Annotated in this window: 20 protein-coding genes; all 20 read right to left on the bottom strand. The window is 59.2% G+C overall.

All coding sequences use genetic code 11. From position 1 onward, the window contains the following. Positions 1 to 6 precede the first annotated feature (6 nt). The 20 genes from fliE to PspR84_RS08185 all read right to left on the bottom strand — a co-directional run bounded on the left by fliE (position 7) and on the right by PspR84_RS08185 (position 21,290). A complete protein-coding gene (gene fliE / locus PspR84_RS08280) occupies positions 7 to 336 on the bottom strand; it encodes a flagellar hook-basal body complex protein FliE (protein WP_007920044.1) in 330 nt (109 codons plus the stop codon). A gap of 127 nt (positions 337 to 463) precedes the next feature. Continuing rightward, positions 464 to 1,855, bottom strand: a complete 1,392-nt coding sequence (locus PspR84_RS08275) for a sigma-54 dependent transcriptional regulator (RefSeq protein WP_160056780.1) — start codon at positions 1,853 to 1,855, stop codon at positions 464 to 466. A gap of 5 nt (positions 1,856 to 1,860) precedes the next feature. Further along, entirely contained in the window at positions 1,861 to 3,054 is a 1,194-nt protein-coding gene (locus PspR84_RS08270; protein ID WP_174244496.1) for an ATP-binding protein, read from the bottom strand. Between the two features lie 125 nt (positions 3,055 to 3,179). Continuing rightward, positions 3,180 to 4,655 (bottom strand): sigma-54 dependent transcriptional regulator, encoded by a 1,476-nt coding sequence (locus tag PspR84_RS08265; protein ID WP_007920053.1) that lies wholly within the window; start codon positions 4,653 to 4,655, stop codon positions 3,180 to 3,182. Positions 4,656 to 4,827: 172 nt separating this feature from the next. After that, positions 4,828 to 5,124, bottom strand: a complete 297-nt coding sequence (locus PspR84_RS08260; RefSeq protein WP_016984299.1) for a hypothetical protein — start codon at positions 5,122 to 5,124, stop codon at positions 4,828 to 4,830. 11 nt (positions 5,125 to 5,135) lie between these two features. Further along, positions 5,136 to 5,534, bottom strand: a complete 399-nt coding sequence (gene fliS / locus PspR84_RS08255; protein ID WP_141128979.1) for a flagellar export chaperone FliS — start codon at positions 5,532 to 5,534, stop codon at positions 5,136 to 5,138. A 129-nt stretch (positions 5,535 to 5,663) separates the two neighbouring features. Continuing rightward, positions 5,664 to 7,112 (bottom strand): flagellar filament capping protein FliD, encoded by a 1,449-nt coding sequence (gene fliD / locus PspR84_RS08250; RefSeq protein ID WP_160056776.1) that lies wholly within the window; start codon positions 7,110 to 7,112, stop codon positions 5,664 to 5,666. A gap of 82 nt (positions 7,113 to 7,194) precedes the next feature. After that, on the bottom strand, positions 7,195 to 7,554 hold the full coding sequence (locus tag PspR84_RS08245; RefSeq protein ID WP_160056774.1) for a flagellar protein FlaG: 360 nt from the start codon (positions 7,552 to 7,554) through the stop codon (positions 7,195 to 7,197). A gap of 72 nt (positions 7,555 to 7,626) precedes the next feature. Next, positions 7,627 to 8,478 (bottom strand): flagellin domain-containing protein, encoded by an 852-nt coding sequence (locus PspR84_RS08240; protein ID WP_141128976.1) that lies wholly within the window; start codon positions 8,476 to 8,478, stop codon positions 7,627 to 7,629. A 242-nt stretch (positions 8,479 to 8,720) separates the two neighbouring features. Continuing rightward, positions 8,721 to 8,987: a hypothetical protein gene (locus PspR84_RS08235; protein ID WP_160056772.1), complete on the bottom strand. Its 267-nt coding sequence runs from the start codon at positions 8,985 to 8,987 to the stop codon at positions 8,721 to 8,723. Then, positions 8,984 to 10,273, bottom strand: a complete 1,290-nt coding sequence (locus PspR84_RS08230; protein ID WP_160056770.1) for a 6-hydroxymethylpterin diphosphokinase MptE-like protein — start codon at positions 10,271 to 10,273, stop codon at positions 8,984 to 8,986. The genes PspR84_RS08235 and PspR84_RS08230 overlap by 4 nt, the downstream gene beginning before the upstream one ends. Positions 10,274 to 10,360: 87 nt before the next feature. Then, a complete protein-coding gene (locus PspR84_RS08225; protein WP_160056768.1) occupies positions 10,361 to 11,287 on the bottom strand; it encodes a ketoacyl-ACP synthase III in 927 nt (308 codons plus the stop codon). Positions 11,288 to 11,512: 225 nt separating this feature from the next. Next, a complete protein-coding gene (pseI, locus tag PspR84_RS08220; protein ID WP_160056766.1) occupies positions 11,513 to 12,565 on the bottom strand; it encodes a pseudaminic acid synthase in 1,053 nt (350 codons plus the stop codon). Then, a complete protein-coding gene (gene pseG, locus PspR84_RS08215; RefSeq protein ID WP_160056764.1) occupies positions 12,558 to 14,063 on the bottom strand; it encodes a UDP-2,4-diacetamido-2,4,6-trideoxy-beta-L-altropyranose hydrolase in 1,506 nt (501 codons plus the stop codon). Before pseG ends, pseI begins: the two co-directional genes overlap by 8 nt. Next, entirely contained in the window at positions 14,060 to 14,755 is a 696-nt protein-coding gene (pseF, locus tag PspR84_RS08210) for a pseudaminic acid cytidylyltransferase (protein ID WP_160056762.1), read from the bottom strand. The genes pseG and pseF overlap by 4 nt, the downstream gene beginning before the upstream one ends. Next, positions 14,752 to 15,372 carry a pseudaminic acid biosynthesis-associated methylase gene (locus tag PspR84_RS08205; protein WP_160056760.1) on the bottom strand — a complete coding sequence of 207 codons (621 nt, stop codon included), beginning with the start codon at positions 15,370 to 15,372 and terminating at the stop codon, positions 14,752 to 14,754. The genes pseF and PspR84_RS08205 overlap by 4 nt, the downstream gene beginning before the upstream one ends. Before the next feature lie 31 nt (positions 15,373 to 15,403). Beyond that, complete coding sequence (pseC, locus tag PspR84_RS08200; RefSeq protein ID WP_160056758.1) at positions 15,404 to 16,561, bottom strand: UDP-4-amino-4,6-dideoxy-N-acetyl-beta-L-altrosamine transaminase; 1,158 nt, start codon at positions 16,559 to 16,561, stop codon at positions 15,404 to 15,406. Further along, the gene (gene pseB, locus PspR84_RS08195; protein ID WP_160056756.1) at positions 16,558 to 17,559 is read right to left on the bottom strand and encodes a UDP-N-acetylglucosamine 4,6-dehydratase (inverting); all 1,002 of its coding nucleotides are present in this window, start codon (positions 17,557 to 17,559) and stop codon (positions 16,558 to 16,560) included. Before pseB ends, pseC begins: the two co-directional genes overlap by 4 nt. 23 nt (positions 17,560 to 17,582) lie before the next feature. Beyond that, positions 17,583 to 20,498, bottom strand: a complete 2,916-nt coding sequence (locus PspR84_RS08190; protein ID WP_160056754.1) for a TIGR00180 family glycosyltransferase — start codon at positions 20,496 to 20,498, stop codon at positions 17,583 to 17,585. 54 nt (positions 20,499 to 20,552) lie between these two features. Beyond that, positions 20,553 to 21,290, bottom strand: coding sequence for a cephalosporin hydroxylase family protein (locus PspR84_RS08185; protein WP_093439633.1), 738 nt, complete (start codon positions 21,288 to 21,290; stop codon positions 20,553 to 20,555). Positions 21,291 to 21,306 lie beyond the last annotated feature (16 nt).

Raw genomic sequence — 21,306 nt, 5'->3', positions numbered from 1 at the left:
TCGTCCTTAAACCGGCATCTGCATGATGTCTTGATAAGCCTGAACCAGCTTGTTGCGCACCTGGGTCAGAGCCTGGAACGACACGCTGGCTTTTTGCGAAGCGATCATCACGTCCGTCAGATCGACGCCGCTCTTGCCCACTTCAAAGGCATTGGCCAACTGAGTCGACGCGGTCTGGGTATCGCTGACCTTATTGATCGCCTGACCGAGCATGTCGGAAAAGCTGCTGCCTCCCAGCTCAGGGACAGCGGTCGTCGATTTCGGCGCAGACATGGCATCCAGTTTCATGGCCTTCATGTCTGTCATCAACCGATTAAATTCAATACCTTGGCTCATGGTCTACTCTCTTGGGCGGCCCGCAATTTTTTGACACTCACTCGGCGGGTACACAGGTATTAGCAACAAGGGTGCCAGCTCATGGGCACCTCTTTCAGAAAAGCGTTTTCAACTTTTTCATCACGCCTCAGGTGGCGAACAGATAACCTTCGACGTCCATCCCGGCATCGCGCATTTGCGCCAGTTTGTAGCGCAGGGTACGCGGGCTGATGCCGAGCTTTTCTGCGGCTTCCTTGCGTCGTCCACGCTCGGCGCGCAGGGTGTCGATGATCATCTGAAACTCCCGGCGGCGCAGGTCATCACCCAGTGCACCGGCGGAATCCGCATCGATTTCCACCTCGCGAATCACCGCAGACACCGGCGCGGCGACGGGCACCGCGGTGTACGTCACGGGACCTGCCAGACAGAAATCCTGCGGCTGAATCAAACCGCCCTGCTGCAGGATCAGCGCTCGCTGAATGGCGTTATCCAGTTCACGCACATTACCCGGCCACGGGTACGCGATCAGGCAGGCTTGTGCGTCAGGCGAAAGTTTCGCTGCGGCGTGCTTCATTTTATTGACGTGTTTGGCCAGCAACCTTTCGGCCAGCGGCAGGATATCGGCAGTGCGCTCGCGAAGTGGACGCCACGCGAGAGGGAAAACCGACAAACGGTAATAAAGGTCTTCACGGAAACGCCCCGCCGCCACTTCGCCCACCAAGTCGCGGTTAGTGGTGGCGACCACGCGAATATCCAGGGCAATCGGCTTACGCGCACCGACACGCTCGACTTCGCGCTCCTGCAACACGCGTAGCAGTTTGGCTTGCAGGCCAAGGGGCATTTCGGAGATTTCGTCGAGCAGTAATGTGCCGCCGTCCGCCTGTTCGAATTTGCCGGCCTGCGCGGCGATGGCACCGGTGAACGAACCCTTCTCGTGACCGAACAGCGTCGCCTCGAGCATGTTGTCAGGGATCGCCGCACAGTTGATCGCAATGAACGGCTGGCTGGCGCGATGGGATTGCTGATGAATGTAGCGCGCCAGCACTTCTTTACCCGTACCGGATTCGCCGGAGATCAGCACCGTGGAATCGCTGCGCGCCACTCGTGCGGCCAATTCGAGAAGTTGCGCACTGGCCGGCTCGACGGCGATAGGGCCTTCAATGTCGCTCACGCCAATATTGCCCAGCGCATGCCGCGCCACCAGATCCAGCAAAGCCTTGGGCTCGAACGGTTTGACCAGATAGTCCGCCGCCCCCTGACGCATCGCATCGACCGCGCGCTCGACCGCACCGTGCGCCGTCATCAGCAGCACCGGTAATTGCGGCTGGCGGGCACGCAGCAGTGCAAGCAATTGATGACCATCCATGCCGGGCATGTTGACGTCACTGACTACCAGACTGAACGCTTCGCGCGCTACTGCCGTCAGCGCGTCTTCAGCGCAACCGACCGAGTGATAATCGTGGCCGGCCAGCAACAGCGTGTCGGCCAGCGCTTCGCGCAACGAACGGTCATCTTCGACCAGCAAAACCTTGATGCCCATGTCTTTCACTCAGCTCCCTGTACCGCGGAAAACAGCGGCAGAATCACCTGCGCGCACGTGCCGCGCCCGACCCGCGAACGCAGCAGCAATTCTCCCTGATGTGCCCGAGCCACAGCCTTGACCACGGTCAGGCCGAGGCCGGTACCGGTAACTTTGGTGGTAAAAAACGGTTCGCCGAGCCGCGCCAGAACGGCTGGCTCGATGCCGCTGCCACTGTCGCTGATGCACAGGCGCAGGCTGTTGTCGCGGGTGTAGCAATGGACTTTCAGGCGGACGTCGCCGGCACTGGCCTGAATCGCGTTTTCGATCAGATTCAACAGCGCGCCGACCAACGTGTCGCGATTACACAGCAGCTCGCCGACATGACTGTCGCACTGCCAGCGGATTGGCAGATCCTGCACATGGGTCAGCGCCGCCGCTTGCAGCGCCTGCATCAAAGCGTTGGGTGTGAGGCGATCGGTCAGCGGCAATTCACCGCGAGCGAACACCAGCATGTCGCGCACCTGGTGCTCCAGCTCATGCAGGCGCTCTTTCAGGCGCCCCGCGAAACGCTGCTGAGTGGCCACCGGCAATTCCTGCTCAGTCAAATGACTGGCGTAGAGCAACGCTGCGGACAACGGCGTGCGGATCTGATGCGCCAGCGAAGCGACCATACGGCCCAACGAGGACAAGCGCTCGTGGCGCGCCAGTTGATCCTGCAGATGACGGGTTTCTGTCAGGTCGTTGAGCAGCACCAGTTGCCCCGGCTCGGCGTCCAGCGAGCGGGTGGCAATCGACAGGCGCCGACCGTTTTTCAGGGAAATTTCATGGCCATCGTCTTCACGCGGGGCGAAGCAGCGGGCAATCACATGGCGCCATAATTCGCCTTCAAGCGGCAGCCCCAGCAACTCGATGGCGGCCGGGTTGGCCTCATGCACAATGCCGTGACCGTCGATGACGATAACGCCACCGGGCAACAGATCAAGAAGGTTTTGCAGACGGTTGGCCAAGCGTTCCTTTTCGGCCAGCTCCTGCATGCGCTGGGCGCTCACCACTGCCAGCTCACCCTTAAGCTCGGTTACCCGCGCTTCAAGCATGCTGTAAGAGTCAGTCAGTTGGCTGGACATTTGGCTGAACAGCTCGAATGCCTGCTCAAGGCCCTGCCGGCTTGCCTGCTCTACGGAGGACGGTTGCCCCTCGGGACTGGAGGCAGAAGACATCTGGGCGTGGGGCATTGTGCTTTCTCGCTTGGCTGACCGTCAGTTAAACGGAACGTTGCGAGGGCTATAGCAATACCCGTGCCTAAAAAAAACTGCTTATAAATGAAGCAGTTGAAAAACAGGCGTCAATCCTCCGCCTGTTCATCTCCATCGCGTCGGCTCATGCCGTACTTGCGCATCTTCTCGACCAGGGTGGTACGACGGATACGCAGACGTTCAGCCGCACGCGCGACAATGCCATTGGCATCGTCCAGCGCCTGTTGAATCAGCCCCTGTTCCAGACCACCGAGATAGTCCTTCAGGTCCAGGCCTTCCGGCGGCAGCATGGCGTTGGCGGTGAAGTCCGGCGTATGACCATTGATCGCCACGCGCTCTTCGAGATCACTGCGCAGGCTGTCGACCATTTGCTCGTCTTCGTCGTCGACGTAGCGGAATTTCTTCGGCAGTTCGACCACGCCGATCACCCCGTACGGATGCATGATCGCCATGCGCTCGACCAGGTTGGCCAGCTCGCGGACGTTGCCCGGCCAGCCGTGACGGCACAGCGACATGATCGCCGCCGAGTTGAAGCGGATCGAACCACGCTTCTCATGCTCCATGCGCGAGATCAGTTCGTTCATCAACAACGGAATGTCTTCGACGCGCTCACGCAGCGGCGCCATCTCGATCGGGAACACGTTGAGGCGATAGTAGAGGTCTTCGCGGAAGGTGCCGATCTCGATCATGCTTTCGAGATTCTTGTGCGTCGCAGCGATGATGCGCACGTCGACGCTCTGGGTCTTGTTGCTGCCCACGCGCTCGAAGGTGCGCTCCTGCAGGACGCGCAGCAGCTTGACCTGCATCGGCAGCGGCATGTCGCCGATTTCATCGAGGAACAGCGTACCGCCATTGGCCAGTTCGAAACGCCCGGCACGACTGGTGATTGCGCCGGTGAAGGCGCCCTTCTCGTGACCGAACAATTCGCTTTCGAGCAGCTCTGCCGGGATCGCCCCGCAGTTGACCGGCACGAATGGCGCATCGCGACGCTTGGAATGGTAATGCAGGTTGCGCGCGACCACTTCCTTGCCGGTCCCGGACTCGCCGAGGATCAGCACGCTGGCGTCGGTGTCGGCCACTTGCTGCATCATCTGGCGCACGTGCTGGATCGCACGGCTGGTGCCGACGAGGCTACGGAACAGATTGGGTTCGCGATGACGACCGCGCTCACGGGCCTGATCATACATCTCGCGATAGACCTGGGCACGGTGCAGGGAGTCGAGCAATTTGCTGTAGCTGGGCGGCATTTCGAGGGTCGAAAGCACTCGGCGACGCTGATCTTCAGGCAAGTCGACGGAAGAATTATCGCCCATCAACAAAACCGGAAGGAACTCATCCCAGGTTGAGAGTGTCTTTAGCAAGCCCAAAAGCGCACCAGGAGCATTAACGGTCCCGATCAGTACGCAAATGACCTCACGACTAGACGACAAAGAGCCGACTGCCTGCTGCCAGTCATGGCTGCCGCAGGGTAAATTTTCTTCGCCAAGAAAATTTAGAATCACCGCCAGGTCGCGGCGGCGGACGCTATCGTCATCGATCAGCAGAATTTTGGTTTCACGCCACATGCAATAGCAACTTCCCTAGTCAACTCAATGCCCAAAATAAGGGGCAAGCGAGACGCTTGCAGGACACCATGTGCCTGTAGACGCCTGAAATCTGAAAACAGCCACTAGTTAAGTCAAAAAACCGTGCACAGTCAAATTTATGGCGCACATGTCTGGATTAACTGGGGGTTAATTAACCAAACAGATGGTAAACCTTTGCCGCCTTTTGCGCTTGGGTGATCTGCGACATCTCGTTGGCTATCGCCTGTCGCTCCCCCATCGCCACCTCAAGAAGCTCCTTGTAGACATGGAGCAACTCCTCAAGATTATCGCGCAACGCGACTTCATCCAGCGCAGCTTCAGCCATGACGTCTTCCATGCAGGAACGGCAAGCCAGATCCAGCTCGCCAATGGCTTCCCAGTTGCGTTCGGCCAGCGCGGTGACCAACGCTTCACGGGTATCGGCGATTCGCTGCAATACTAGACTCATGACGATCTCCTTCAGAACTGCGGAGCTGGCACAGGAGCAATGGCATCCCAGCCTTCTTTCACCGTGCCCAGCAAGCCTGCAACCTCATCGAGAATGCGCGGATCGCTGCTGATGTTCGCCTCGGCGAGGCGCTTCATCATGTAGATGTACAGCCCGTCCAGATCAGCCAGGGTGTCTGCGCTGTTCTCCAGATCGAGGCCTTCGCGCAGGCCGCTGACAATGCCAATCGCTTTGCTGATCGAAGTGCACTTGCCAGGAATGTCCTTGCGCTCGATGGCGCCTTTGGCCTGAGCGATACGGGCCAGTCCACCTTCCATCAACATTTGCACCAGACGGTGCGGGCTCGCTTCGGATGTCTGAGCGTGTGCGCCGACTTTCTGGTACTGCCGAAGGGCTAACATCGGATTCATGTTCTACCTCATTGCCACAATGACTCGTATAACCAGTGTATCGCCAACGAATCACAGAACTTTAGTTCAAAAGACAAAAACCCGGCGCACGCCGATAAAGCGTAGCCGGGTTTTTGTCGTTACTGCCTGTTACTTCGCGGACTGCTGAGCGTTCAGGGAGCTGAAGAACGACGTGATATTACTCGCCGTTGCTTTCATCTGCCCGACCAGCAGGTCCATGGCGTTGTACTTGGCCGTCAGCGTCTTGGTCAGGTTATCGACGCGCAAGTCCAGGGCCGTCTGCTGCTTTTGCAGGGCCGAGGTGATGTTCGTCAGGTTGGAACTGCGCTGATCGAGCAGGCCACCGGTCTTGACGTACGGATCAACCGCCGCGTTCATGCGTGCCAACAAACCATTTTTGGCGTCGGTACCACTGAACAGCTGTTGAACCTGACCAGCCATGCCCGGGAGTTCCATACGCTTGTTGAACACCGCCGTGTCGAGCGTCAGCAAACCGGTTTTACTGTCAGTCAGAACACCCATCTGCGACAGCACGGACAATTGCCCTTTGCCACCAGCCCCTGGATCAGTCAGCTGAGCACGCACATCAGCCATCAACGAGCGCGGCAGCGCATCACCGGTGAAAGCCGATGAAACGGTCAGATTGCCATCGGCGTCCGGCGTCGCCTTGGACAGCGTGTCGACGGTTTTCTTCAGGGTGTTGTAGGAATCGATGAACGTCTGCAGCGACGTCTGGATACCGGCGGTATTGGTCGCAACCGAAACCGTCGCCGGGGTTGCCGTGCCGTTGACGACAGGGCTCGCAGCCACCAGATTCAGCGTCATGCCGCTGATTGCGCCTGTTACCGTGTTGGTCTTGCTGCTGACAGCCAGCCCGTCAATGGTGAGGTTGGCATCTTTGGCCACCTTACCGACCGCCCCGGAAGCGCCTGCCGCCGGGTTGTCACCCATTTCCTGGGTGCCATCGATCTCAAGACCCGCGATACCGCTGACCTGCAGGTCCATGCCGGCGCCAGTCTTGTTCGAGCTCAGCACCAGGCGCGAAGAACCGCTACTGTCGGTCACGATGTTGGCGGAAATACCGTTGCTGGCCTGCGCCGTGTTGATCGCGTCCCGCGTGGACTGCAAGGTGGCATTGGCCGGAATCGCAACATTGTAATCAATGCCATTCTGACTGATTTTCAGAGTACCACTCGGAATAGCACTGGCGGCACCGCCGGCAAATGCGGCACTGGCGACTTTCGAGCCGGTGGCCAGGTTCTTCACAACAACGCTGTAAGTACCCGGTACGGCCGTTTTGTCCGATGTTGCACCGACAATCGTTGGTGTGTCCGACGTTGCGGTAAAACCGGCAAATGCCGGGCTCGACGCTTTATTAAGGTCGGTCATCGCCTTCTGATACGCCGCCAGTGCGCTTTTCAGCGAACCGACACCGGAAATCTTCAGCGAGTTGGTTTTCGTCTGAGTGTCGATCTGCGTCTGCTTGGCAGACTTGTCGGCGTTGACCAGCGCGGTCACGATCGCGCCGATGTCCAGGCCGGAACCCAGTCCGGAACCCGGTAGAATTGGACTTGCCATGTGCATCTCCCTTCAGATTGTTGCCATTCTTTTGACCGTTACACGCGTCCTGAGAACGTACAAACATTATTCATGCCAGCTATCAGACTTTGGCGTCGAACAGAACGTGGCTCGCATTGGCGAGGCTGTCTGCCAGCTTGAGGGCTTCTGCGGAGGGAATCTGTCGAACGACCTCACCCGTCTCGCTTGCGATCACCTTGACGATGACCTTACCGGAATGCTCATCGATCGAGAACTCCAGATTGCGCTTGATCGATTGAACGAACTTCTCGATCTCCTGCACAGCCAGTTTCAACTTGGCGTCATCCGTGTCCTGACTTTTGCGGTCAGCAACCGGAGCATCGGCCTTCGCAACTTTTGGCGTCTCTGACGGCTTGTCAGCAACAGGGGTCGCTGGCTTGGGAGCCGGATAAGACACGTTAAGCTTTACGCTCATGTCCATGCCCATCACCTCTTAACGAAAAAAGCGAGAGAGCGCGACAAGCACACTCCCCCGCTTAAACTTATTCCGAAATTACTGAAGCAGCTTCAGTACAGCGGAAGGCAGTTGGTTGGCTTGAGCCAGAACAGAGGTCGAAGCCTGTTGCAGGGTTTGCTGCTTGGTCAGGTTAGCAGTCTCTGCGGCGAAGTCGGTATCTTGTACGCGACCTTGTGCAGCAGTGGTGTTCTCGGTGATGTTCTGCAAGTTCTGGATGGTGCTGGTCAGACGGTTTTGCGAAGCACCCAGGCTGGCACGAGTCGAACCGATTGCAGCGATAGCGGCGTCGATTGCAGTGATAGCGCTGTCGATGTTGGTAGCAGCGCCAGAAACGCTAGCACCGGTCAGGGACAGAGTACCGCTGCCTACCGACAGGCTTACTGCGTCGAACTTGGAGCTCAGTACCAGGTCGATGTGGTTAGCCGAACCGGTGTTTGCGCCCACTTGCAGGGTCACAGTACCAGCCGAACCGTCCAGCAGGTTTTTGCCGTTCAGGTTGGTCGAAGCCGAGATACGGGTGATTTCGTCAGACATCTGAGCGAATTCAGCGTTGGTAGCGGTCTGGTCAGCAGTGCCGTTGGTACCGTTACGTGCTTTAACAGCCAGTTCACGCATACGCTGCAGAATGTCGGTAGTGGCTTGCAGAGCGCCTTCAGCGGTCTGAGCTACGGAGATACCGTCGTTGGCGTTCTGGATAGCCTGGGTGTTACCGCGGATCTGGGAAGACATACGGTTGGAGATTTGCAGGCCAGCGGCGTCGTCTTTAGCGCTGTTGATTTTCAGGCCGGAAGACAGGCGCTGCATCGAAGTCGACAGAGCGTCGGAAGCGCGGTTCAGGTTTTTCTGAACGTTCAACGACGTAGTGTTGGTGTTTACTGTTAAAGCCATGACGAATTCCTCGTTGGTTGGGTACTGCGGCTTCCGGCCCTGGCAACCGCCGGGTATGGCCTAGAGAACCTTCGTAATAGTTATCGTCGGGTTTGCAGGTTGCTTGAGGGCTTTTTGAAAAAAATTTGCCATCACCCTGCCACCCCCGAGAAAACAAAGACTTAGCAGTCCATCCACCGCGAATAAATGACGTCATAAAACCGACTGTCGCGCAAACCTGCGGGCCAGTGCTGTCGGCACACTCAGGCCGGGACACTTTCCAGCAAATCCACCAGTTCATACTCCATAGCGTCAGCCAGCCCCAGCCAGTCCTGGCGCTCCTGGGAAGCGAGCATTTGCAGTAACAGCTGCGCCCACATCTGCTGCACCTCTGCAGAAGCAGACGATAAACACTGCTGGGCCTTTTCAAACACATCGACCATCGCCAGCGCCGCCTCGACATCGCGACCCAGACGAAACAACCCTGCGCACTGGCGACATTCATCCTTACAGACACTCAGCGCACTCATTGCACAAACTCCGGATTGAAAGCGGTTCCGGCGATCAGCGCCCCGCCGCGGCTGCTGTTGAGAAACCCGACCTGTGGATGCGCAGCGATGTAGCGCTCCAGCACGCACAGATAACCGCGAAAATTGAGTTGCGTGCTGACCCGTTGGCCATGGCCATCGCGCACCCAATGCCGCGCCTGATTCACCGACGGCCCCAGCTCGCCGTCGTTCCAGCCGGCATGGGTCTTGTTCATCGGAAAAGCGAAGTCAGCGCCAAACAGCGTAATGCTGGCGGCCCCCATCTTTACCGCCAGATCCACCGCCGGGTGAATCACACTGCCGCCAACGTGCAACTGCGCTCGCGGATGCTGCTCACGCAAGTTCGCGTAGATCGGACTTGCGGAATAACCACCGTAACGTTTGCCCTTCCACGCCTTCAACACCGCCGGATCGCTCATCGGCAGATACACCAGCGGGATGCAGTCGGACTCTTCGAAGGGCAGATGACGAAAACTGATGCGCTGATCAATGCTCACCACCAGATCAGGCACAATCCCGTGTTCGCGCAGCGGTCGATACGCAGTGTCGACACAGATGAATAGCGGGCGTTCGGCGCGCTGGCGGATTGCAGCGAGACGCTGGTAATGCTGCTCCAGTGTCGGCCCGGTGGCGATCACATAGATTTCCCGACCCACACACGTGCCGAACAACTGCGCCACATCCGCATCGGCGAGCAGTACAGGCAGGCACGCCTGCAAACGCTGTTGAATCTCCGGCGACTGCGGATCGAAATCCCGATTGTTGAAACTCAGGTGCACTTCACTGACCAAGCGATCACGGACTTTCGCGTTGAAGTCATCGGCCAGCAGCATCTCGGCGGGCAAGGCAAAAAACGGCGTGAAAAAATCCGCGTGATCACCGGCATAAAACAACTCGACGCGCGGATCGTCCAGCCATTCACGCTGATCAAGCAGTTGCACCACCAGCGCAAACAACGCGCCGTTAAGGATGTGCACGTACAAGCGTTGCAGCCCTTCGCGTTCAAGCAGCACCCCGGGCAAATCACCGAGGCCCGTGCCATAAACATGCAATTGTGCTTTTTCTGGCAGGCTGGCCGCCTGAGTCCGCGCTTCATGGAGGCGGTCATGGCGGCTGGTGAGTTGAATGCCGTTGATGCTCAGCGTCGAGCCATGCCCCTCAACCAATTGAGCTGGAACGGCCGCACTGTCTTCAGCCATCAGTCGCTCGAACAGCGCCGGCCAGCGCCGTTGCAACACCTCGGCATTGGCTTGGAAAAACTCGCTCATGGCGCCTCGCGCTCCGTTTCAGGCAAAAAAATAGCGTTCAAGGTTAACCTTGAACGCTATTTTTGTATCCGCCGTTTTTGCTCGGACTCAAGGACGATAGATGATCGCCGAGCCCCACGACAGACCGACACCGAAACCGCTCAGCGCAATACGTTGCCAGTCGGAATCGAGTACGTGTTTTTCCAGCAGCAACGGAATGCTCGACGACACGGTATTACCGGTCTCGACCATGTCCTTGATGAACTTCTCCGGCTCGCCTTCGAAACGCCGCGCCACGGCATCGACAATCGCCGCACTGCCCTGGTGAATGCAGAACGCATCGATGTCATCGGCCTTCAGACCGGAATCATCGAGCAGTTCGTGCAAGTGTGCCGGGACTTTGAGCAGTGCGAAGTTGAAGACCTGACGACCGTTCATGAAGAACACGCCATCGGTGACTTTCAAGTGCGGCGCACCTGAGCCGTCAGTGCCGAACTTGGCCTTGCCCAGCGCCCAGGTCGGATCTTCGCCCATCCACGTAGCGGTCGCGGCATCGCCAAACAGCATGGTGGTGTTGCGGTCTTCCGGATCGACGATTTTCGAATACGGGTCAGCAGTGATCAGCAGGCCGTTCTTCAGACCGGCGGCTTCCATGAAGCCCTTGATCGCGTAGATGCCGTAGACATAACCGGAGCAGCCCAGGGAAATGTCGAACGCCGCCACGTTGGTCGGCAGACCGAGCTTGTCCTGTACGATCGCGGCGGTGTGCGGCAGGCCTTCTTCATCACCGTTCTGAGTGACGACGATCAAGGCGTCGATCGATTCACGTTTCAGTCCAGGGTTGCTGGCAAACAGCGCATTGGCCGCTTCCACGCACAGATCGGAGGTTTCCTGTTCAGCATCTTTGCGCGGCAGGAACGCCGAGCCGATCTTGCCAAGGATGAATTCTTCATCCTTCTCGAATTTTGCACCTTGTGCGTAATTGTCCACGCCGGCTACAGGAACGTAGCTCGCAATGCTTTTTATGCCAATCATTACGGCTTCCCAATAAAAAACAGCCCAAGACCACCGCTCGCAAGGATTTCGAGGGGCGCCGACAAACGAAAACGGCCGCCACAACGGGCAGCCACGGGGAGCGCAAAGGGCTATCACTGGAATCGAAAACGAGCCAGGCGCCATCTCCCCGATCAATACAATACAGTGAAGATGCGCGTTATGACTCGCAGGTCACGCTATTTTGCCGATTCGGTGCAGATCAGCTTATTCGACCAGCGACCAGTCCAGCGGCGTGCCGCGCTTGATCGGCGCACGCGCGCGGCGACCGAGGACGGCCTCGGTGTGCTTGGGCGGCAGTCCGAGACCGGGGCGAATCGCCCGCAGATTGTCCCCGGTAAAGGTGTCACCAGCGGCCATGTCGGCGGTAACGTACAGCGAGCGGCGATACACCACAGATTTCAGTTCGGCGTCGGTGGCGCCATAGCGCACCTGACCCAAGGCCTGCCAGGCTCGTTCGGTTTCCACTACCAGACTGGCCATTTCCGCCGGCTCCAGCGAAAAACTCGCATCGACGCCACCTGCCGAACGGTCGAGGGTGAAGTGTTTTTCCACCACCGTCGCGCCCAGCGCCACCGCCGCCACCGACACGCCAACGCCCATCGAGTGATCGGACAGCCCCACTTCGCAACCGAACAATTCACGCAGATGGGGAATCGTGCGCACGTTGCTGTTGAGCGGCGTCGCCGGATAAGTGCTGGTGCACTTGAGCAGCACCAGATCCTTGCAGCCGGCCTCGCGGGCGGCACGCACGGTTTCATCCAGCTCGGCGATGCTGGCCATGCCGGTGGAGATGATCAGCGGCTTGCCGGTGGCGGCCACACGACGGATCAACGGCAGGTCGGTGTTTTCGAAACTGGCGATCTTGTAGGCCGGCACATCAAGACTTTCGAGAAAATCCACCGCTGTGGCATCGAACGGTGTCGAGAATGCAAGCATGCCCAGTTCTTTTGCGCGGGCGAAAATCGGTGCATGCCACTCCCACGGCGTGTGGGCTTTTTCATACAAGTCGTAGAGCGAAGTACCCGCCCACAGACTGCCCGGATCCTTGATAAAGAACTCGCCCTCAGCCAGGTCCAGGGTCATGGTTTCGGCGGTGTAGGTCTGCAGCTTCAGGGCATGCGCGCCGGCCCTGGCCGCGGCCTCGACAATTTGCAGGGCCACGTCCAGCGACTGGTTATGGTTGCCACTCATCTCGGCAATGATGAAGGGCGGCGCATCGGCGCCGATCAAGCGGTTGCCGATCTTGAAACTAGTCATGCGGGTGATCCTTCAAAACACGGGTGAACGCGCAGGCCCCTTGGGTAAACCCGGCGTCACGAAACACATTCAATGAGGGCAGATTGTCCGGCAGGACGCAGGCGTTGATGACCGCCAGTTGTGGCCAGTGCGCGGCGACGAATGCCTGACCACGGGTCAACAGCGCCCTGCCCCAGCCGAGGCCGATACGCCCTTGCAGCAAGTAGATCGAGACTTCGGCTTCAAATCCGCGCAGGTCATAACGCACAACACCGACGGCGCCATCGTCTGCCTCGGCGATCAACAGCAGGCGCTGCGGATTACGCAAACTTGCCGTCAGCCAGTTGAGGTGTTGCACCCAATCGATCGCGCCAGTCTGCGGCGACCAGCGCCGCACGGCTTCGGCATTACGCCCCTCGAACAACAATTGCGCATCGTCCAGCGTCGCCGGGCGCAACTTGAGCACCGCGCCAGCCAGCGCTGCCGCAACGCGCTCGGCGCCGCGACCATCGACCAATTGCCGCGAACGTTCGGCCAGGCTCTGGCGCAGAAAATGATTGCCCACCACAAAACCGACAGCGTCACGCAATTGCTCGACACTGACCTGCTCACGGGCGCCCATGAACACATGCGCCCCCGCTGCGGCCATGACTTCGCCGTTGACCTGCTGGTTGTTCGACACCGCGATACAAATCGTCGGCAGCCCCAGCGCTGCACGCTCCCAACTGGTACCGCCGCCGGCACCGATAAACAGATCGGCTTCGCTCATGCGCTGGTAGAAATCACTGACGAAGCTGTGCAGGCGCCAGTTCGGCCGCGTCTCGGCCAAGGCCTGCATCTGCGCCCACGCCGGGTTGTCGGCACCAGCAACGAAATCCACCTGCAACTCGCTGAAATCAGCGAGGGCGAGCATCGCGTGATGAGTCTGCATCGCCGCATCGAAGCCGCCGAAATTCACCAGTACCCGGCGAGCCGTGGGTTTGATGTCGATGGCCGGGCAATTGAACTCTTCGCGCAGCATGGCGTAGCGCGGGCCCAGCAACGTGCGGCAACCCTCAGGTAGCAAGGGTGTGTAGTTTTCGCTGAGGCCGGACAAGTTCTGATTGAGCAACAGATCAACGCTGTAGCGCCGGGTCGCCAGATCATCCACCGCCGCGATGCGATGTGCCCAGCGGCGTGCAGCGGTTTGCCAGTGATGATCGAGGCCGTAATGATCGACGATGATCCAGTCGAACTCGGCATGGCCGTCCAGCAGCAGACCGAGTGCGTCGATATCGGCCTGCCACGGCAGCATCGACTCGATGGCTTGCTGTGGGTCTTCAGCGAGGTAACGATCAGGCAGCGCAAAGGTTTCAAACCCTTCGTCGTTCAGCGCCTCCAGCCGATGCCCCGGCAATTGCCGACAGGCAAACGCGACATGGCTGCCCTGCCCGCGCAACACCCGCGCCAGCGTCAGGCAACGGGCAATATGGCCACTGCCGATGGTCGGCGAGGCGTCGGCGCGAATCAGCACTCTCATTGCAGCTCTCCGCCCGCCTTGAGCGCGGCGTACAAGTATTCGGCGCGCTTCCAGTCTTCGGGCGTGTCGATGTCCTGCACCAGGTGCCGGGGCAAAATCACCGGCAGACTGGCCGGCGAATAAACCACCTCACCACGCAACCAGGCCTCACTGCGGCCCCAGTAGAACTGACCGGCATCCTGAAACGCTTCGGGCAGATCCTGCGAGCGGGTATTACGAAATTCGGGATACAACGCAGTCAGCGCGCCCTGCCCGTCCAGCGTCAGCGCACGCTGCACCGGAAAACCGAAACTGCACACGGAAAACGCAAAAGACTTGTCGCGACGCTGTTCCAGTAATTCCAGTCCCTGATGCAGATAGCGCGCCTGCAGCAGCGGCGCCGTGGCGTACACACAGCAGGCGAAATCGAAGGTTGGCAACTGCTGCAAGGCATGCACGATCACTGCCGCCGTACCGGTGAAATCGTCAGCCAGTTCCGCCGGGCGCAGGAACGGCACTTGCGCGCCATGGGCTCGCGCGACATCGGCAATCTCGGCATCGTCGGTGCTGACCACGACCTGATCGAACACGCCCGACTCCAGCGCAGTGCGGATCGAACGGACAATCATCGGCACACCGTCGAACGGCAAGAGATTCTTGCGCGGGATGCGCTTGCTGCCGCCGCGGGCCGGAATGATTGCAACGTTGCTCAAGGACGTTTTTCCATCAGGAACCAAGTGACGTCATCCGCCGGGAACTGCGGGTCACGATGGTAAACAAAGCCGTAATCCAGCAGTTGCAGATCAGCGTAGCGATCGAGCATTTCACCGGCGAAATCACGCTTGAACAGCTTGCCGCTGTTACCGCGATAGGACACTTCCACCGGTGCCGGGTTGTAGTACTCGGCGATCAAAATATAGCGCTGGCTCAACGCGTACAACTGCGCATAAGCGGTCGGCAACAGTTCAGGGGCCAGATGGATCAGCACACCTTTGCTCAGGGTCAGATCGTAGCGGCGCTCGCGCGGGAAATCGAACAGCGAGCCATGCCAGATCTGCGCAATGTTCAACGCCCGTGCCTGAGCAAAAGCGCTGTCATTGATCTCGACCCCAAACAGCTCACAGCGCGGCAGCAACTGATGCAGCGCCTGCAAATTATTGCCGGCATTGGTGCCCAGCTCCACCAGGCTTTCAATGCGCCCGGCGCGGCTCAACGCTTTGGCAAACAAGGCAAGATTGGCCGCCACCAGCGGTTGGCCGATATTGCGCTCAACGTACTGGTTGCCGAACTCACCCTGCCAGAACTTTTCCTGCTCGCTCAGATTACGCATGACTCAGTCTCACCCACCGCCACGGCGGTATTCATTCGGTCAGTCGACGCAATTGCTCGACTACATAATCCTGCTGCTGATCACTCAGCAACGGGTACAGCGGCAAGCTGATGGCCTCGGCGTAATAGCGTTCGGCCTCGGGAAAATCGCCCTCGGCAAAACCCAGGTCACGATAGTAGGGCTGCAAATGCACGGGAATATAGTGCAGGTTTACGCCGATCCCGGCGGCGCGCAAGCCTTCGAAAACCTGACGATGATTAAGGCCGATGCGCTCGGTCTGCAAGCGAATCACGTACAGATGCCACGCCGACTCCGCTTCCGCCTGAGGGCTGGGCAGCGTCACCGGCAAATACGCCAGCAAACGATCGTAACGCGCCGCCAGTTCGCGACGCCGGGCGATGAAGTCGTCCAGCTTGTTCAACTGAGACAAGCCCAGCGCAGCCTGCAGATCGGTAATCCGGTAGTTGAAACCCAGCTCGACCTGTTGGTAGTACCACGGCCCATGACTGGATTCGGTCATTTGCTGCGGATCACGGGTCATGCCGTGGCTGCGCAAACGTTGCAGGCGCTCGGCCAGATGCGGGCGGTTGGTTAGCACCATGCCACCTTCAGCACTGGTGATGATTTTCACCGGATGAAAACTGAACACGGTCATCGCCGCGAATTCACCGCAGCCGACCGGGCGCCCGGCGTAACTGGCACCGACGGCGTGCGAGGCATCCTCGATCACCGTGAAGTTGTAGCGCTCGGCCAATTCAGCAATGCGCCGCATGTCGCAGCTCTGCCCGGAAAACGCCACCGCCACCAGCACTTTCGGCAAAGTGCCGTCCTGTTCGGCCTGATCAAGCTTCGCTGCGAGGGCGAAGGCATCAAGGTTCCAGGTCAGCGGATCGATATCGACGAAATCGACCTCAGCGCCGCAATAGCGCCCGCAATTGGCCGAAGCGAGGAAAGTGTTTGGCGTCGTCCACAAGCGATCGCCCGGACCCAGGCCAGCGGCCAGACAGGCAATGTGCAGCGCCGCCGTGGCATTGCACACCGCAACGGCGAAGTCCGCCTGACAACGTTCGGCCATCGCCTGCTCGAAGCGTTCGATGGTCGGCCCCTGGGTCAGCCAGTCCGATTGCAGCACTTCGACGACCGCATCGATGTCTGCCTGATCGAGGCTTTGCCGACCGTAGGGAATCATGTCGAGAGCTTCGCGTGCAGGTCGGCGATCTGCCCGACCGAGAGAAAGTGCGGATTGGTGTCGGAGCGATATTCGAAATCTTCACTCACGGCAAGCCCCTGCTCGCCAAGCTTGTCGACGGCAAAATCGACATCGACGCTGGTGAAGCGGATCGACGGCTGGATGGTGTAGTGATCTTCGAACTCAAGGGTCATCCGCGCGTCGTCCAGCGGCACCATCAACTCATGAAGCTTTTCACCGGGACGAATGCCGACGTGCTTGTGTGGCAGATGTTCGGCCATGCCGCGCGCCAGATCGACAATGCGGATCGACGGAATCTTCGGCACGAACACTTCACCACCGTGCATCCGCGCAAAGCTGTCGAGGACAAACTGCACGCCGTGGTCGAGGGTGATCCAGAACCGCGTCATGCGTTCGTCGGTGATCGGCAACTCCTGAGCACCGTCGGCGATCAACTTGCTGAAAAACGGCACCACCGAGCCACGCGACCCGGCGACATTACCGTAGCGCACCACGGCAAAGCGGGTTTCCTGCTCGCCGGCAATGTTATTGGCGGCGACGAACAATTTGTCCGAGAGCAACTTGGTCGCGCCGTACAGGTTGATCGGGCTGGCCGCCTTGTCGGTGGACAGCGCCACAACCTTTTTCACGCCGTTATCGATGGCGGCGGCGATGATGTTTTCCGCGCCATTGACGTTGGTGCGAATGCATTCGGTGGGGTTGTATTCCGCCGCCGGCACCTGCTTCAACGCCGCAGCATGCACCACGTAGTCGATGCCGCGCATGGCCTGACGCAGACGGTCTGCGTCACGCACATCACCAATGAAGTAACGCATGCACGGCGCGTTGAACGTCTGCTGCATCTCGTACTGTTTCAGCTCGTCACGCGAGAACACCACCACGCGCTTGGGCTGGTATTGCTCAAGCAGTCGAGCGATGAATTTGCGCCCGAACGAACCGGTGCCGCCGGAGATGAAAATCGATTGACCGTTGAACATATGCTGATTCCTGTCCGGCACGCTTAAGCGAGCAACTGCGCCCAGTTGATCGAGGCATTTTCACCCAGGGTGAACCCTTTGCCGGTCAGGGCCAGGTTGGCGTTGTATGCCGAATCCTGAGCGAAAGCGCCGCTCCATTTTTCACGCAATGCCGCCAGTGCTTGCGGCGCCTGTGGCAGCTCGCCGGTATGCAGCACCTGCACCAACGGCGTCCACACGATGAGGTAACCGGACTGACCCGCCTTGAGGCACAGATCGACATCGGCATAACCCTCGGCGAACGTCACTTCATCCAGCCCGCCAAGGGTGTTGAACAGCTCTTTGCGCACCATCAGACACACCTTCGACACGGCCGAGTAATTCTGCTCGACCGTCAAACGATGCATGTAGCTGTCTGCGCTGTGTTTTTCGCCGATGAAGGGCGAACCCACGCCGTCATTGAGGCCAAGAATCAGACCGGCCTGAGCGATGTTGCCGTCGCGGTCGACCAGTTTGGCACCGACGACGCCCACTTCCGGACGCTGGGCGTGGTTGAGCAACGAATCGATCCAGTTCGGATTGACCACTTCGCTGTCAGCGGCCAACAGCACCAGATACTCACCCTGAGCCTGCTCGCTGGCGGCGTTGTACAACGCGACCTCACTCAGTGGCTGATCGGCACGCAGCACATTGACCTTGGCGTGGCGCAGGGTGCCCAGCCAGTCGTTGACCGCTGCCGACTGATTGGCGTTTGCCGCCAGCAACACTTCATAACGGCTGTAACGCGTTCTGAGCAGCACGCCTTCCAGGCAGCGGCGCAGCACCGGCAGATCGTCGATCACCGGCAGAATAATCGACACCAGCGGCTGTTCGCTGTGGCGGTAATCGATCTGCCAGGTGCCCGGCGCCGACGACGTGACCTTGGCCTTGTAGCCGCGATTGCCCAGATGACGCAGCAACGCCTGACGTTCGTGGGCGTTTTCTTCCAGCTCCGCCGCCTGCGTGATCAGCAACGGCTCGTCGAGGTGCGCCAAGCCGTCGAGGCCGCCCTGCTCGATGATGCGCAGCAACAGGTCAAACTCCAGCGCCTTGCTGAAGTCAGCCTGATAACCACCGGCGTCGAGCAACACTTCGCGACGGATCAACCAGTGGCGCGCCATCAGTGACGGTACGCTTTGCAGCAGATCCAGATTGAAGCCCGGGCGGAATACGTCAACCAGTGCGCCATTGTCCTTGCGCTGGATTTCATCGGTGGCAACGGCACGCACACCGTCGGCGGACATCAGTTCCAGACTGGCGCGCAACAGGCCGCTGCTGGTGAACTGGTCACCCGCCTCACACAGCAGCAACCAATCGCTTGGCGACTGCTGAGCGCTGAGGTTGAGCTTGTCGACAACGTTGCTCTGGGTGACACGCACAAAGTGCAGGGTGTTTTGCGCGGTCGTCGCCGCCGGCGCTTCACCGGTGGTGAACACCACCACCCTGAACGCTTTGCAGTGACCTTCGAGCAGGCTGTCGAGCGTTACCTGCAACTTGTCGATGTCGTTGTCCAGGTCGAGCACGAAAATGCCGAATTGCGGACCACCGCCTTCAGTCGCCAGATGTTCGCCGATCGACTCGAGTGGCTTGATTGCCGGCGCGCGAGCCGCCAGCCACTGCAACAGACGACCGGACTTCATCTTATCGAAGGCCGGCTGATTATCTTCAACCGTCAGCACTTCGAGGCGGGCGATCCACTCGTGCATGGCTTGCGCGGCGCTCTCGTCACCGACGATATCCAGTTGCGCCGCCAGACGTTTGACCACGGTCTGGTTGAACGCATTCAGATCATGCGCCTGCCACAACCGGTCCAGCACACTTTCCGCTGTATCGTTGTTGCGCGCCTGCAACAGGTGCGCCTGACGCGTCCACACGCCTTCCAGCCCTTCCAGTTGCATGCGGCCGGCCGGCAGGGCGTGCAAGATGAATTCGAACTGTTCCAGACGTTCGAAGAATGCCTGGTTGTAAAACGGCATTTCGACATACTGCAGCGGGCCAAAACGACGATCCGGCGCCTTCAGTTCCTGGTTCCAGGTCGACTCGATAATCAGCTCGGCGGTCAGCGCCCGCCCGGACTTCAGGCTGTCGGCCATTGCCTCGAAACTCTCCAGGGCAAAGGCCTTGGCCTGCCCGGCATCCAGCCCTTCGATAGCGGTGGGCAGCGAGACGAGGAACTCGGCAAACGCCTCGCGTTCGGCGACCGATTTGGCGTCGACGTAGGTCAGCGAGTGATACACATCGGTGTTGTGCTCGGAGACACCGTAGTTGATCTCGCGCACTACGTACGGAATCGGCAGGATGCGGGCCTTGGCACTGGCCAGCAGGTAGTAGATGTGGCCAATTTCCTGCCACTGGAAATTGGTCCCCGGCGGCAACGCCGCGTGCCAGTTTTTCATCAGGTCAGTACGGGTTACCGCGTAGAACGGCGGGATGTACTGGTGCATGTAATCGAGGACACGATCCTGCGCCCGCTCGGACGCATAGTCTTCCTGGACTTTCTTGTCACGGCGGTAGTAGTTCACGCCATGGGCCAATGACAGGTACATCAGGCAATAGCCGTGGCACATACCGTAATCAGGGTTGGCATGCAGGAAGCCAACGGACTCTGCCAGTGAATCATGCAGGATGAAGTCGTCGTCGGCCGCCAGCACCATATACGGCGTGGTCAGATGCTCGACACCATAGGCCAGTTTGGCCTGCATGCCCCAGTACGCGAACTGCGGCACGTGGTGGTAGTCGACAGCGGAAAAGTCGCCTTCAGGTCGATCCAGAGTCGAATCGAGCACCATGATTCTGCAGGGCAAGCTGCTGTAATACTTCACCGCCCGGCGCAAAAACGCCGGCCGATTGTGAGTAATCAGGACGACGGTCAATAGCTCATTGAGCGGTAGCGCCAGTTCAGTACTGTACTTGCCTTGCATAACTTCTCTCCACAACCGGCGACTCGCCGAAACAACGCTTGGTGATGTTGCGAATTAACGGACGCGACGCAGATAGCCGTCCGGCGCCACGGTGATCAGCAGCTTGTTCTGCAACTGCTGGTCGATCTCGAAATCCTGGTTCTCTTCCAGGTATTTCCACACGGCGGTTTTCGGGTTATCGCCCGGGCCCCATGGACGATCCGGGAAGAAATCGGCCGGCATGTCTTCAACCACGGTGTCCATCACCACGCAATAGCTGTCGACCGACACCAGCGGTGCGTACAGACGCAGCTCTTCGAGGACGTGATCGTGGGTGTGGTTGGAGTCGAGGACCAGAATGACTTTCTTGCCTTTCGCTGCAGCCTGCACTTGGGCGGCAATGCCGGCGTCGATGCTCGAACCTTCGATCATCTTGATGCGTTTGGCCATCGGGTGGCTTTCGATCGCTTCGCGGTTGTGCGGGCGAATGTCGAGGTCGATGCCCAGCACTTCGCCGTGGCCTTGCAGCTCCAGCAACGAGGCGTAGTAGATGATCGAACCGCCGTGGGCGATGCCGCACTCGATGACCAGATCCGGTTTGACCTGCCAGATGATCTCCTGCATGGCCATCATGTCTTGTGGCAACTGGATGATCGGGCGGCCCATCCACGAGAAGTGATAGCTGTATTTGTGCTTGGCCGATTCATTGAAGAAATCGCGGGCCAGGCCGGTCAGTTTCTGGTCGTCACCCTGCTGGGCAATCTGTTCCCGGCACTCTGCTTCGAAGGCTTGGTTGATGCTGTTGTCGGTCATTTTAATAATCTCTAGG

The organism is Pseudomonas sp. R84 (assembly GCF_009834515.1).
Lineage (GTDB): Bacteria > Pseudomonadota > Gammaproteobacteria > Pseudomonadales > Pseudomonadaceae > Aquipseudomonas.
This window is presented reverse-complemented; position numbering and strand designations above follow the sequence as displayed.